This window comes from Luteimonas terrae, assembly GCF_031457535.1.
GTDB lineage: Bacteria > Pseudomonadota > Gammaproteobacteria > Xanthomonadales > Xanthomonadaceae > Luteimonas > Luteimonas terrae_A.
This window is the reverse complement of the sequence record NZ_JAVDWO010000003.1, coordinates 267003-279888: the sequence shown is the minus strand read 5'-3', so window position 1 is coordinate 279888 and position 12886 is coordinate 267003. Positions and strand designations below refer to the sequence as shown.

Here is a 12886-nt window from a genome sequence, read left to right as displayed (position 1 = left end):
TTTTGTCAGGGCTGCAGGGCCGCGTGCCGCTTATCCCACGGGCAGCGGTGCGCGCGTGCAGGCTGTCGTCACCGGCATTCGCCCATGCTGGATGCATGTCGATGTCTGCTCCTGATCCGTGGTGGCGCGCGCACCGCACGGGGTTGCGCCGTGCGGGCGTTGTGCTGGGCGTGCTCTATCTGCTGTATCTCGTCGCGGCCAACCTGTTCCTCAACAGCGCGTTCGGCGCGGACGTGATCAACCGCAAGCCCGAGCGCTTCTACGCGCGCTGGGACTGGGCGATGAGTCTGTATCCCGGCCATATCCACGCGCGCGGCATCGTCATGGGCGGTCACGCACGGACCAACCTGTGGACCATCGCCAGTCCGCGCGCCAACGGCCGTATCAAGCTGCTTCCGTTGCTGGGCCGCGAACTTGCTTTTGGCACCATCCGCGCGCAGCGGGTGTCGGTGCATGTCGCACGCACCCCGCACGACATGCCGACTACCCGCAAGCCGGGTAAGCCGCCTTGGACCCTGCGCTTCGATGCGATCACCACGCCCAGCCTGCTGCGGATGGACTTCTACGAGGCCCGCGTGACCGGCCATGGCGAGGCGCGGTTCGAATTCGAGAAGACCCTGCAGGGCGGCGCGATGGAAGTCGGGCCGTCCACGCTGAAGATGCCGGATGCGACCCTGCAGGTCAGCGACGTGACCCTGCTGCGCAATGGCCATCTCGAGCTCGATATCGAAATTCCCGCGCACATCCGCGAACAGGCGCAGGGCGAGGAAAAGCTGGTGCTGCTCGATGCGCGCATGCGCGTCGACGGGCCGGCGCCGGGCATCGATCTGGTCGCGCGCAACGACGAAGCGTTGCCGATCGGCACGGCCGGTTTCGTCGGCCAGCTGCGCGCCGACCTGATCCTCGAACGTGGCGTGCTGATGCCCGGCAGCCAGCTCGACTGGTCGGCGCCGGTGTATTCCAATGCCGCTGATGGCACGCCGCTGCGGCATCCGCTCGGCGTCGCATTGCGTACCTCCGATGACGCCATTCTCGTCGCCGCACGCGTACCGGCGCCGGCCTCGGGCACGCCGTGGCTGCGTGCCGATCTGCGCGTCGCCGATCGCCGCATCGGTCCCGACGACTGGCTGCGGCCGGTCCGCGCGCTGGGGGGTACGGTCGAGACGCAATGGCCCGCGGTGCCACTGCGCTGGATCGACGTGATCCTGCGCGATCTCGACTGGCTGGCCTTCGACGGCCGCGCCGATCTCGACGCGGACGTGCGCCTGCACGACGGACAGCTGCAGCCTGGCAGCCGCATCGATCTCGATGATGCCGCGCTGTCGGCACGGGTACTCGACAACCGTTTCAGCGGCAATGCGCATGCCCGCATGCGGATGCGTGACGACGCCGAGGCCGGCCAGCGTACGACGATCGGCATCGTGCTCGACCGCTTCACGCTCGCGCCCGAGGCCACGCCGGACAGCATCGACCTGCGCGGTCGCGATCTGCGGCTCGATCTGGCTTCTACCGGCACGCTGGCCGAGTTCCACGAACATCTGGACGCGCGGCTACGCTTCGACGATGCGCAGGTGCCGGACCTGCGCACCTACAACCGCTACCTGCCCGGCGACAGTGCGCGCCTCGTCGGCGGCAGTGGGTATGCCAGCGGCGATATCCGGCTCGACAATGGCGGCGAAATGATCAGCGGCCGCCTGCGCGTGCGCGGGCAGGACGTGCGCGTGGCGCTGGGCCCGTCGCAACTGTCGGGCAATGTCGATCTCGACAGTCGCCTGTCGCGCATGCAGCGCGTCGGCCGCCGTTACAAGATCGATGCGATGGCGGTGCGTCTGGACGGTGTGCGGCTCGATGGATCGGGCGGCGACGATGCACCGTGGTGGGCGCGGCTTGCCCTCGAGGACGGCATGCTGGACTGGCGTGAGCCGTTCGAGGTCAGCGGCCGCGGCCGCGTCGACATGCGCGATGTCAGCGTGCTGCTGGGCCTGTTCGCCGAGCGCACCGTGTTCCCGCGCTGGATCGGCAATCTGATCGATTCTGGTGAGGCGCATGCGACCGGTGACCTGCATGTGCGTGGCAACGAACTGGTGTTTGACCGGGTAGAGGCGAGCAACGACCGCATCGACATGCAGGCCCGCCTGCGCATCGCCGACGGCACGCCCAACGGCGATCTCTACGCGCGCTGGGGTGTACTCGGCATGGGCGTCGAGCTGCAGGGCGGCGAGCGCACACTGCATATCGCCGGCGCCCGCGACTGGTACGAATCGCGGCCGCCACTGCTGCCTGAGTGACCGTAGTCCGGCGCGATGGTCGCGACTGCAACCGTCGCAACACGCGGAGTGCCGTGTTATCAATGGCGCCATGACCTCGCGCCCCGCCCGCTTTTTCTATTGGTATGCGTTTCCGACGCCACCGGCGGCGGACGGCCCGTGCGCGCCCTGAGACCAGGTCGCACGACTTCCCGGAAGCCGCCAGAGACCCTGGCGGCTTTTTTCGTTTCCAGCCTTCCGTTTCCGAGATCGACCATGCCCCCGTACACCGATGACCTTCGCATCCGCGACCTGCAACCGCTGACCCCGCCCGCCACGCTGCTCGCCGAACTGCCCTGCAGTAACGCGATGTCGACCACCGTCGCCGATGCCCGCAACGCCTGCCACGCGATCCTGCATGGCGAGGACGATCGTCTGATCGTCGTCGTGGGTCCGTGCTCGATCCACGACCCGGTCGCGGCCATGGAATACGCGCACCGCCTGCGTGCTCTACGCGACACCTACGGCGACACGCTGGAGCTGGTGATGCGCGTGTACTTCGAGAAGCCGCGCACCACGATCGGCTGGAAGGGCCTGATCAACGATCCCGATCTGGATGGCAGCTTCCACATCGACAAAGGCCTGCGTCTGGCGCGCGGCCTGCTGCGTGAGATCAATGCGCTGGGACTGCCGGCGGGCGTGGAGTTCCTCGACATCATCAGCCCCCAGTACATCGCCGATCTGGTGGCCTGGGGCGCGATCGGCGCGCGCACGACCGAGAGCCAGGTGCATCGCGAGATGGCATCGGGCCTGTCGTGTCCGGTCGGCTTCAAGAACGGCACCGGCGGCGACGTGCGTATCGCGGTGGACGCAGTCGGCGCGGCCTCGCATCCGCATCATTTCCTCGCCGTCGGCAAGGACGGGCGTTGCGCGGTGGCGTCGACGGCAGGCAATCCGGATTGTCATGTGATTCTGCGCGGCGGCGCGGCGCCGAACTACGACGAGGCGCATGTCGAGGCGGCCTCGGGCGTGCTACAGGCGCAGGGCCTGCGCGCGGCGTTGATGATCGACGCCAGCCACGCCAACAGCAGCAAGAATCCAGACAACCAGCCGAAGGTCATCGACGACATCGCGCGCCAGCTCGAAGGCGGCGAGCGGCGCATCGTCGGCGCGATGATCGAGAGCCATCTGGTTGCCGGCAAGCAGGCGCTGGTGCCCGGCACGCCGCTGGTCTACGGCCAGAGCATCACTGACGGCTGCATCGACTGGGCGACGACGGTACGCACGCTCGACCGCCTCGCCGATGCCGTTCGCACGCGTCGCGCGCGGGCGAACGCGCGGGCGGCCTGACAATGTAGGAGCGCGCTTGCGCGCGAAGGGCTTTACCGCGAATGCCCATCGCGCGCCAGCGCGCTCCTACAGGTTCTTTAGGCCGCGCTGCCGGCGGCCATGCCTGACGCCCAGGCCCACTGGAAGTTGTAGCCGCCCAGCCAGCCGGTAACGTCGAGCACTTCGCCGATGAAATACAGCCCGGGCGCATGCTGTGATTCCATCGTCCGCGACGACACGCCGCCGGTGTCCACGCCGCCCAGGGTGACCTCGGCGGTCCGGTAGCCCTCGGTGCCGCTGGCGACCAGCGGCCAGGCCTGCAGCAGCGCAGCGGTGTCCTGCAGCTGCGGCGGCGTGAACTGTTTCATCGGCCGGTTCGGCAGCCAGATCTCGCACAGGCGCTGGGCGAAGCGGCGCGGCATCAGTTCGGCCAGCACGTTCTTAAGTTCGGTGCCGGGGCGCTCGGCCTGCTGCGTCTGCAGCCACGTCAGCGCATCGCGGCCGGGCAGCAGGTCCAGGCGCAGATCGTCGCCGGGTTGCCAGTAGGACGAGATCTGCAGGATCGCCGGGCCGCTGATGCCGCGGTGGGTGATGAGCATGCGGTTGCGGAAGAACGCGCCATTGCAGCCGGCTTCGACATCGAGCGCGACGCCGGACAGTGCGTCCAGGCGTTCCTGGTGCTTGCCGCTGAGCGTCAGCGGCACCAGGCCGGCGCGTGTCGGCACCAGCGTGTGGCCGAAGCCGCGCGCGAGGTCGTAGCCGAATCCGGTCGCGCCCATGCTCGGAATCGACAGGCCGCCGGTCGCGACGATCAGCGAGGCGCACCGCAGTCGCCCGGCCGCGGTGTCGATCGCGTAGCCGTCATCGACGCGTCGCGGCAGCTGCACCAAGCAATGCGTGCGCACCTGCACACCGACGGCATCGGCCTCGTCGAGCAGCAACTGGACGATCTGTTTCGAAGATCCGTCGCAGAACAGCTGGCCCAGCTCCTTCTCGTGCCAGGCAATGCCGTGGCGGTCGACCAGCTCGATGAAATCCTGCGGCGTATAGCGCGCCAATGCGGATTTACAGAAGTGCGGGTTGTCCGACAGGTACTGCGCCGGCGTCGTGCCGGTATTGGTGAAATTGCAGTGGCCGCCACCCGACATCAGGATCTTCTTGCCGACCTTGTTCGCGTGGTCGAGCACCAGCACGCGGCGCCCGCGCTGGCCGGCCGCGATCGCCGCCATCAGGCCGGCGGCGCCCGCGCCGAGCACGATGACGTCCCAGTCGGCGGACGGCAGGGCGGTGGAGGCGGGAGCGGGAACGACGGACATCGCGGGACGGGTTGAGCAGGGGCGCGCAGTCTAGCGGGCGACGGCCCGGGGCGTCGTTGGCGCATTCACGCGCGCGTGCCTAGGCTGTCGCACCTCCCTCCCGATTCAGGCGCATGGACCTCAAGAGCGGTTATCCCTTCTGGGCTGTGCGCAATGGATTGATGCACGCGTTTCCGCGGCTCGAAGCCGACCTCGCCTGCGACGTGCTGGTCGTCGGCGGTGGCATCACCGGCGCACTGATCGCCGATGAACTCGCCACGCACGGTCATTCGGTCGTCGTCGTCGAGCAGCGCGACATCGCCTGGGGCAGCACGGCCGCGAGCACCGCGCTGCTGCAGTACGAGATCGACACCCATCTGGTGGGTCTGGCCAAGCGCTACGGCGAGGACGATGCCGCGCTCGCGTATCGCGCCTGCGGCGAATCGATCGACATGCTGGGCGAAGTCGCACGCGGCCTGCGCGATGTGGATTTCGAACGCGCCGACAGCCTCTACTACGCCAGCCGCAAGCGCGATGTCGCCGGCTTGCGCGCGGAGTACGAAGCGCGTCGCCGCCACGGCTTCGACATCGAATATCTGGAATCGGAACCGCTGAAAGCCGAGTACCGGATCGACGCGCCCGCCGCACTGCGCAGCAAGCAGGCGGCCCAGGTCGATCCCTACCGCTTCGCTTCACGGCTGTTCGCGCGGCTGGTGAAGCGCGGCGCGCAGGTGTTCGACCGCACCGCGGTTCTGCGACTCGATGCGCGCGCCCGCGATGTGGTCGCGACGACCGACAACGGCGCGCGCATTCGCGCCCGCCACGTGGTGATCGCCGCCGGCTACGCCAGCCAACACTGGTTGCCCAGGCAGGTGGCGCGCAACCGCAGCAGCTACGCCTTCGTCACTGATCCGATCTCCGAAGCACAGCTTGGCTCGCTGGTCGGCACCCTGGTCTGGGAAACCGCGCGGCCCTACCTCTACATGCGCACCACCGGGGACCGCCGCCTGCTGATCGGCGGCGAGGACGACGATGTCGACGTGCCCGCGCGGCGCGACGCGCGGGTGGAGAAGAAGGCGCGGATGCTGATGAAGCAGGTCGCCAAACTCCGACCTGATCTCGACCTGACACCGACGTTCTCCTGGGCTGGCACCTTCGCCGAAACCGAAGACGGCCTGCCGTTCTTCGGCCCGCATGTGGCGACCGGCAAGCGCGTGCACTTCGCAATGGCCTATGGCGGCAACGGCATCACCTATTCGATGCTCGGCGCCGGCCTGCTGCGTGCGCTGATCGAGCGGCGCAAGCATCCGCTTGCCGCCCTGTTTTCCTTCGATCGCCTCGACCGCTGACAGCGCCGCGCGCGCGTGGATAATCGGTGCGATGACCGCACCGTCGCCCTGGCACCTGTACCTGCTCGAATGTCGCAACGGCAGCTGGTATGCCGGGATCACCAATGATCTCGATGCCCGGTTCGCCGCGCACGCGGCCGGCCGCGGGGCCAAGTACACGCGCGGCAATCCGCCGGTACGCATCCTGGCCAGTCGCAGCTATCCGGATCGCGCCAGCGCCTCGCGCGCCGAATGGCAACTCAAGCGCCAGCCGCGTGCGCGCAAGCTGGCGTGGCTGCAGGCGGCCGGGTCGACGCTGGAGATCCGCGCCGGTGGCCTCGACGATCCACGCGTCGTCGCGCTGCTGCAGACGCATCTTGATGCGATGGCACTGCATTCGCCGCCAGAGAGTATCCGTGCGCTGGATCTGTCCGGCCTGCGCGCGCCGGGGGTGTCGTTCTGGGGTGCGTGGCGTGGCGATGCACTCGCCGGCTGCGGCGCGCTCAAGGATCTCGGCGACGGACACGGTGAACTCAAATCGATGCGCACCGACGCCGCGCATCTGCGCCAGGGCGTTGCCGCGGCACTGCTCGCCCACCTGATGGCCACCGCACGCGCGCAGGGCTGGCAGCGGTTGAGCCTGGAGACCGGCACCGCGGCGGCGTTCGCGCCCGCGCATGCGCTGTACGCGCGCCACGGGTTCACGCCTTGCGGCCCCTTCGGCGATTACATCGACGATCCCTTCAGCACCTTCATGACGCGCTCGCTCGACGACTGAGCGCCGTGCGCGGGCGTGAACGCGCCGGGCGCACTGGCTATAGTCGTGCGCTGTCGTTTTCGCAGGTCGTCCATGTCGTACGTGTCTCCCGCATCGCTTCCCACCATTGCCTGCGCCGCCGGCGGCACCGGTGGGCATCTGTTCCCGGCCGAGGCGCTGGCGCGCGAGCTGAAGCGCCGCGGCCATCCGGTGGTGATCTACACCGAGCGGCGCGGCGCGGCGTACACGCAGGCCCTGGCCGGGCTCGACCACGTGGTGCTGCCGGCGCGCAGTCTTGAAGGCGGGCTGTCGGGCAAGCTGGCCGCCGGCCTGACCATCCTGCGCGCGACGGCGGCGGCACGCGCCGACATGCGCCGCCGCGATGTGCGCCTGCTGGTCGGTTTCGGCGGCTATCCGAGCTTCGCGCCGGCGCTCGCCGCCAAGAGCCGCGCGTTGCCTTTGCTGCTGCACGAGCAGGGCGCGCGGTTGAGCATGGCGAATCGCAAGCTGCTGCGCTTCGCCGATGGCGTGGCGACCTCGTTTCCGGATACGGCCGGTCTCGACGGCTTCGACGCCGCGCGCATCGTCGACACCGGCAATCCCGTGCGCCAGGCGATCCTCGATGCGCGCGGCGACTATCCGCTGCTCGATGCAGCTGCTCTGCTGCGTCTGCTCGTGGTCGGCGGCAGCCAGAGCGCACGCGTCTTCGGCGAGGTCGTGCCGCCGGCGTTGCTACAACTGCCCGAGTCGATCCGCCAGCGCCTGCAGGTTTCGCTGCAATACAAGGGCGATGCGACTGACCAGATCGAGCGCACGCTGCGCGCCGCCGGTATCGACGCGACCGTGCGTCCGTTCTTCGAGGACATGGGCGCGCGCCTGCGTGATGCGCATCTGGTGATCACCCGCGCCGGCGCGACCACGGCGGCCGATCTGCTGACCGTGGGCCGTCCGGCCGTGCTGGTGCCGATTCCCGCGGGTGGCTCGCGCGACGAGCAACGCCGCAATGCCGAGACGCTGGCCGCGGCCGGCATCGGCTGGTGCGTGCCCGAACCCGAACTAACGCCCGAACATCTGTCGACGCTGCTCGCCGATGCGTTCGCCTCGCCGACGGTCCTGCCCGATGCCGCGCGCGCGTCCGCCGCGCTCGGTCGTCCGCAAGCGGCCTCGACCCTGGCCGATCTGGTGCAGTCCACACTGGCCCGGCACACATGAGCGCAGCGTCCGACGACTGCGATGTGCTGGTCGTCGGCGGCGGCCACAACGGACTGGTCTGCGCGGCGTATCTCGCCGGCGCCGGCCTGCGCGTGCGCGTGCTCGAACGGCGCCGCGTCGTCGGCGGCGCAGCGGTCACCGAGGAATTCCATCCGGGCTTCCGCAATTCGTTGGCGAGCTACACCGTCAGCCTGCTCAATCCGAAAGTGATCGTTGATCTGCGTCTGGTGCAGCACGGCCTCCGCGTGGTCGAGCGGCCGTACTCGAATTTTTTGCCTTTGCCGGACGGCCGTGCATTCCGTCTCGGCGGTCCGGATGGCGCGGCCGAACTCGCACGCTGGTCGCCGCGCGATGCCGCGCGTCTGCCCGGGTACTACGCGATGCTCGATCGCGTGGTCGTCGTGCTGCGAGAGCTGATGCACGCCACGCCGCCCAATGTCAGCGACCGTTTCGTACTCGCCGACTGGCTCAACTCGCTGAGCGTCGCGCGGCAACTGAAATCGCTCGACATGCGCGGACGCCGTGACCTGCTCGACCTGTTCTCGAAATCCGCCGGCGAACTGCTTGACGACTGGTTCGAATGCGAGCCGCTCAAAGCGGCGCTGGGCTGGGATTCGATCGTCGGCAATTTCGCCAGTCCCTACATGCCGGGCTCGGCCTACGTGCTGCTGCACCACGTGTTCGGCGAGGTCAACGGCAAGAGTGGTGTCTGGGGTCACGCGATCGGCGGTATGGGTGCGATCAGCGATGCGATCGCGACCGAATGCCGCGCGCGTGGCGTGGTGATCGACACCGATGCCGAGGTCGCGCAGGTGCTGGTCGAAGGCGGTCGCGCGGTCGGCGTCGCGCTGGCCGACGGGCGCACACTGCGCGCAGGCGTGATCGCGTCCAACCTCAACCCGAAGCTGCTGTACACGCGCCTGGTCGCGCCCGAGCATCTCGACGAGGACACCACCGCGCGTATCCGCCGCTACCGCTGCGGCTCCGGCACGTTCCGCATGAATGTCGCGCTGTCGGAACTGCCGGACTTCCGCGCCGTCCCCGGTACCACGCTGCAGCCGCATCACCAGAGCGGCATCCTGATCGGTGATTCGCTCGCGTATTTCGAGCGCGCATACTTCGATGCGAAATCGCGCGAACACAATCCGGGCTGGGCGCGCGCGCCGGTGGTGGAACTGGTGATCTCGTCGACGCTCGACGACAGCCTCGCGCCGGCCGGCCAGCACGTCGCCAGCCTGTTCTGCCAGCACGTCAATCCGGTCATCGAGGATGCCGACGGTGGCTGGGACGCGCATCGCGACACGGTCGCCAAACTGATGATCGACACCGTGGATGCACAGACGCCGAACTTCGCGCGCAGCGTGCTCGGCTATGACGCGCTGACCCCGCTCGACCTCGAGCGACGGCTCGGCCTCGTCGGCGGCGACATCTTCCACGGCGCACTCGGTCCGGACCAATTGTTCAGCGCGCGGCCCGTGCTCGGGCAGGGCCATTACCGCGGCGCGCTGGGGGGGTTGTACCTGTGCGGCTCTGGGTCGCATCCGGGCGGTGGCGTCACCGGATTGCCAGGACGTAACGCCGCGCGCGAGATCCTGCGCGATCTGCGGCGGGGCCCAAAACCCTGAACAGGCGGGGGTTTTTGTGGCCGCCATCCATGGCAGCCACCCGCCGGGCCGTCGCTTCGCGATGTCAAAAATCGCTCCGGGCGATTTTTTGAACCCGCCGGTATCGTTTTGCAATGCAGCGTGCAAAGCGGTAACGACTCTTTCACTATTGCCCTGCACCCGACGTGGGGGAGGGAGCAAGGCCCGCAACCGGTTTACCGGTCGCGGGCTTTTTTTTGCTTGGTGTTTTTGCAGGTCATGCCGAAACACCACGCGTCCGGGCTGGATATCCCCATCGCGATGCGACAATCCGCGGATGCCTGACGTACCCCTGCCGCCCGAACTCGACGCCCAGCTCGACCGCCTGGTCGCGCGATTGCCGGACACCATCCGCGGCGATGCCGAAGCCGTCGCGCGTATCCGCCCTGTGGCGCTCGCCAGCGATTTCGCGCTCGACGTATTGCAACGTCAGCCGGACGTGCTCGCGCAACTCCTGGAGAACGACGCGCAGCACGGCATCGCAGCGCCCATGCTCGACGCCGGCAACCGCAGCGAATGGCCGGCCTTGCTGCGCCGCTATCGCACCGCGTGTTCGACGCGGCTGGTCTGGCGCGATGTGCACGGTCTCGATGATGTGGATGCGACGCTGGCTGGCAGCACAGCGCTGGCTGAAAAATGTCTGACGCTCGCGCTCGATGCGCTCGAAGCCGAGTTTGCGCAGCGCTACGGGCGCGTGCGCGATATCGACGGCAATGTCGTGCGGCTGGTCGTGTTCGGCCTCGGCAAGCTCGGCGGCGGCGAACTCAATTTCAGTTCCGACATCGACCTGATCTACGGCTTCGCGACCGCAGGCGAGAGTGATGGCGGGCGTGCGCTCGCGGCCGAGGACTACTTCACCCGGCTCGGCCAGCAGCTCGCCAAGCTGCTCGACGAAAACACCGGCGACGGTTTCAGCCATCGCGTCGATCTGCGGTTGCGCCCGTTCGGCAGTGCCGGACGCATCGCCTTGAGCTTCGCGGCGATGGAGCAGTACTTCCAGCACGAAGGTCGCGACTGGGAGCGCTACGCCTGGCAGAAGGCGCGTCCGGTCGCTGGCGACATCGAGGCCGGCGAACGCTTCCTGACGCAGCTGCGGCCCTTCATCTATCGACGCTACCTCGACTACGGTGCGCTCGACGGCCTGCGGCAGATGAAGGCGATGATCGCGGCCGAAGTTGCGCGCAAGGAGCTGTCCGACGACATCAAGCGTGGCGACGGCGGCATCCGCGAGATCGAATTCCTGGCCCAGGCGCTGCAGCTGATCCGTGGCGGGCGCGAGCCGGCACTGCGCGACCGACGTCTGATGCCGACGCTCGACGCCTTGCACGCGCATGCGCAGATCGATGCCGACACGCTGGTCTTGTTGCAACGCGCCTATCGCTTCTTGCGCCAGTTGGAGAACCGTCTGCAGATGCTGCGCGATGCGCAGACGCACAGGCTGCCCGCCGATCCACTGGACCGCCTGCGGATCGCGCGCGGGCTCGGCTACGCCGACTGGGATGCACTCGTCGATGCGCTGCGCGACGTGCGCGCGTCGGTGGCGCAGGAATTCGATGCATTGTTCGCCGTGCGCAGCCAGCAGCGTGCGGCGACTGCAGATAACGATCTCACAGGCTACTGGGCAGCTTTGCCGGCGGGTGGCGAGCGTGCGGTGCTGGAGGCCGCTGGTTTCAGTGACAGCACCGATGTCGATGCGGCGCTGCGCGATTTCGCGCGTTCGCCGAGCGTGCGCGATCTGTCCGACAGCGCACGCACGCGACTGGACCGGTTGATGCCGATCCTGCTGCAGGCATCGGCGCCCGCCGACCGCCCGCTGCAGGCGATCCGCCGGCTGCTCGCGCTGCTGCACAACATTCTGCGACGTGCGAGCTATCTGGCCCTGCTCGATGAGCGCCCGGCCGCGCTGGCGCGTCTGGTCGACGTGGTCACGCGCAGCGCCTTCCTCGCCGAGCGCCTTGCGGCCCATCCGTTGCTGCTCGATGAATTGCTCGACGCGCGCGACGAAGGTCCGCTGCTGCAGCGGGGCGAGATGGCAACGGCCTGCAGGCGGGCGTTGCGCCAGTCCGATCTGGAAGCCGGCCTGCTCGATCTCAACGAGACGCGGCAGCAACTGAGTTTCCGCATCGCGCTCGCGACGCTGGATGGTCGCCAGTCCGGCCAGGACGCGACGCGTCAGCTGGCGTGGCTGGCGGATGCGGTCGTCGATACGGTGCTCGCACTGGCCAGGCGCGATCTCGAAGCCATGCATGGCGCATTGCCGGACGCGCGCTTCGCGGTGATCGGCTATGGCAGCCTCGGCGGCGAAGAACTCGGCTTCGGCTCCGATCTCGACCTCGTGTTTCTCTACGACGCGCCCGCCGATGCGCAGTCCACCGGTGCGCGCCCGCTCGATGCACAGCGCTGGGCGGCGCGCCTGGGACAGAAGATCGTCGCGCTGCTGGGCACCGTGACCGGCGGCGGCCGCCTCTACGACGTCGACGTGCGCCTGCGCCCGGACGGCGGCAAGGGCCTGCTGGTGTCGTCGCTTGCCAGCTACGCGGAATACCAGCGCGAGCGGGCCTGGACCTGGGAACATCAGGCGCTGGTCCGCGCGCGCTTCGTGGCCGGGCATGAAGCCATGGCCGAAGCGTTCGAGGACGTGCGCCGCGACATTCTGGCGACGCCGCGCGATCCGGCGAAGCTGCACGAGGACGTGCTGTCGATGCGCCTGCGCATGCGCGCCGAGCTGGACCGTAGCGCCGGCGACCGTTTCGACCTGAAACAGGGCAGGGGCGGCCTGGTCGATCTGGAATTCCTGTTGCAGTGGCTGGTGCTGCGCGAGGGGGCGACACGCCCCGCGTTGCTCGCCCCGCGCGCCACGCCGCTGCTTCTGGAGGCGGCCGGGGTCGAAGGTCTACTCGACGCGGGCACCAGCGCCGGCCTGCGGGCGGCCCACGCCACGCTGCTCGAACTCGGGCTGGGTTGCACGCTGGACCGCCGGACCCGGATCGTGGTCGAGACACCCGAGCTCGATAGCGCCCGCGAGACAATCCGTTGCGCTGCGGATTGGACCTGAATAGGTCAGCTTTCATGCCGG

The 12886-nt window shown here is 68.6% G+C and carries 8 protein-coding genes and 1 pseudogene; 8 read left to right on the top strand and 1 reads right to left on the bottom strand.

Annotated features, from left to right (window positions below; all coding sequences use genetic code 11):
• Nucleotides 1-101 precede the first annotated feature (101 nt).
• Together J2W68_RS05220 and J2W68_RS05215 are read left to right on the top strand one after the other, a co-directional pair.
• Nucleotides 102-2288, top strand: coding sequence for a hypothetical protein (locus J2W68_RS05220; protein WP_310233335.1), 2187 nt, complete (start codon nucleotides 102-104; stop codon nucleotides 2286-2288).
• 234 nt (nucleotides 2289-2522) lie between these two features.
• Nucleotides 2523-3596 carry a 3-deoxy-7-phosphoheptulonate synthase gene (locus tag J2W68_RS05215; RefSeq protein WP_310233334.1) on the top strand — a complete coding sequence of 358 codons (1074 nt, stop codon included), beginning with the start codon at nucleotides 2523-2525 and terminating at the stop codon, nucleotides 3594-3596.
• A 77-nt stretch (nucleotides 3597-3673) separates the two neighbouring features.
• Here J2W68_RS05215 and J2W68_RS05210 read toward each other — a convergent pair whose 3' ends face one another.
• Nucleotides 3674-4891, bottom strand: a complete 1218-nt coding sequence (locus tag J2W68_RS05210; RefSeq protein ID WP_310233331.1) for an NAD(P)/FAD-dependent oxidoreductase — start codon at nucleotides 4889-4891, stop codon at nucleotides 3674-3676.
• A 113-nt stretch (nucleotides 4892-5004) separates the two neighbouring features.
• On the opposite strand from J2W68_RS05210, the gene J2W68_RS05205 reads away from it, so the two are divergent.
• The 6 genes and pseudogenes from J2W68_RS05205 to glnE all read left to right on the top strand — a co-directional run bounded on the left by J2W68_RS05205 (nucleotide 5005) and on the right by glnE (nucleotide 12865).
• Nucleotides 5005-6219 (top strand): NAD(P)/FAD-dependent oxidoreductase, encoded by a 1215-nt coding sequence (locus J2W68_RS05205; RefSeq protein WP_310233330.1) that lies wholly within the window; start codon nucleotides 5005-5007, stop codon nucleotides 6217-6219.
• A 31-nt stretch (nucleotides 6220-6250) separates the two neighbouring features.
• A pseudogene (locus tag J2W68_RS05200) lies at nucleotides 6251-6526 on the top strand (GIY-YIG nuclease family protein); the annotation flags it as partial.
• A gap of 57 nt (nucleotides 6527-6583) precedes the next feature.
• A complete protein-coding gene (locus J2W68_RS05195; protein ID WP_310233492.1) occupies nucleotides 6584-6976 on the top strand; it encodes a GNAT family N-acetyltransferase in 393 nt (130 codons plus the stop codon).
• Between the two features lie 72 nt (nucleotides 6977-7048).
• Nucleotides 7049-8167 carry a UDP-N-acetylglucosamine--N-acetylmuramyl-(pentapeptide) pyrophosphoryl-undecaprenol N-acetylglucosamine transferase gene (locus J2W68_RS05190; RefSeq protein ID WP_310233328.1) on the top strand — a complete coding sequence of 373 codons (1119 nt, stop codon included), beginning with the start codon at nucleotides 7049-7051 and terminating at the stop codon, nucleotides 8165-8167.
• The gene (locus J2W68_RS05185) at nucleotides 8164-9792 is read left to right on the top strand and encodes a phytoene desaturase family protein (RefSeq protein WP_310233327.1); all 1629 of its coding nucleotides are present in this window, start codon (nucleotides 8164-8166) and stop codon (nucleotides 9790-9792) included. The genes J2W68_RS05190 and J2W68_RS05185 overlap by 4 nt, the downstream gene beginning before the upstream one ends.
• Before the next feature lie 295 nt (nucleotides 9793-10087).
• On the top strand, nucleotides 10088-12865 hold the full coding sequence (glnE, locus tag J2W68_RS05180) for a bifunctional [glutamate--ammonia ligase]-adenylyl-L-tyrosine phosphorylase/[glutamate--ammonia-ligase] adenylyltransferase (RefSeq protein ID WP_310233326.1): 2778 nt from the start codon (nucleotides 10088-10090) through the stop codon (nucleotides 12863-12865).
• The last annotated feature ends 21 nt before the right edge of the window (nucleotides 12866-12886 follow it).

Bases quoted from the DNA above. Each gene is read 5' to 3' on its own strand.
- J2W68_RS05195 (WP_310233492.1), top strand. From the start codon at position 6,584: ATGGCACTGCATTCGCCGCCAGAGAGTATCCGTGCGCTGGATCTGTCC.
- glnE (WP_310233326.1), top strand. From the start codon at position 10,088: ATGCCTGACGTACCCCTGCCGCCCGAACTCGACGCCCAGCTCGACCGC.
- J2W68_RS05220 (WP_310233335.1), top strand. From the start codon at position 102: ATGTCTGCTCCTGATCCGTGGTGGCGCGCGCACCGCACGGGGTTGCGC.
- J2W68_RS05185 (WP_310233327.1), top strand. From the start codon at position 8,164: ATGAGCGCAGCGTCCGACGACTGCGATGTGCTGGTCGTCGGCGGCGGC.
- J2W68_RS05215 (WP_310233334.1), top strand. From the start codon at position 2,523: ATGCCCCCGTACACCGATGACCTTCGCATCCGCGACCTGCAACCGCTG.
- J2W68_RS05210 (WP_310233331.1), bottom strand. From the start codon at position 4,891: ATGTCCGTCGTTCCCGCTCCCGCCTCCACCGCCCTGCCGTCCGCCGAC.
- J2W68_RS05205 (WP_310233330.1), top strand. From the start codon at position 5,005: ATGGACCTCAAGAGCGGTTATCCCTTCTGGGCTGTGCGCAATGGATTG.
- J2W68_RS05190 (WP_310233328.1), top strand. From the start codon at position 7,049: ATGTCGTACGTGTCTCCCGCATCGCTTCCCACCATTGCCTGCGCCGCC.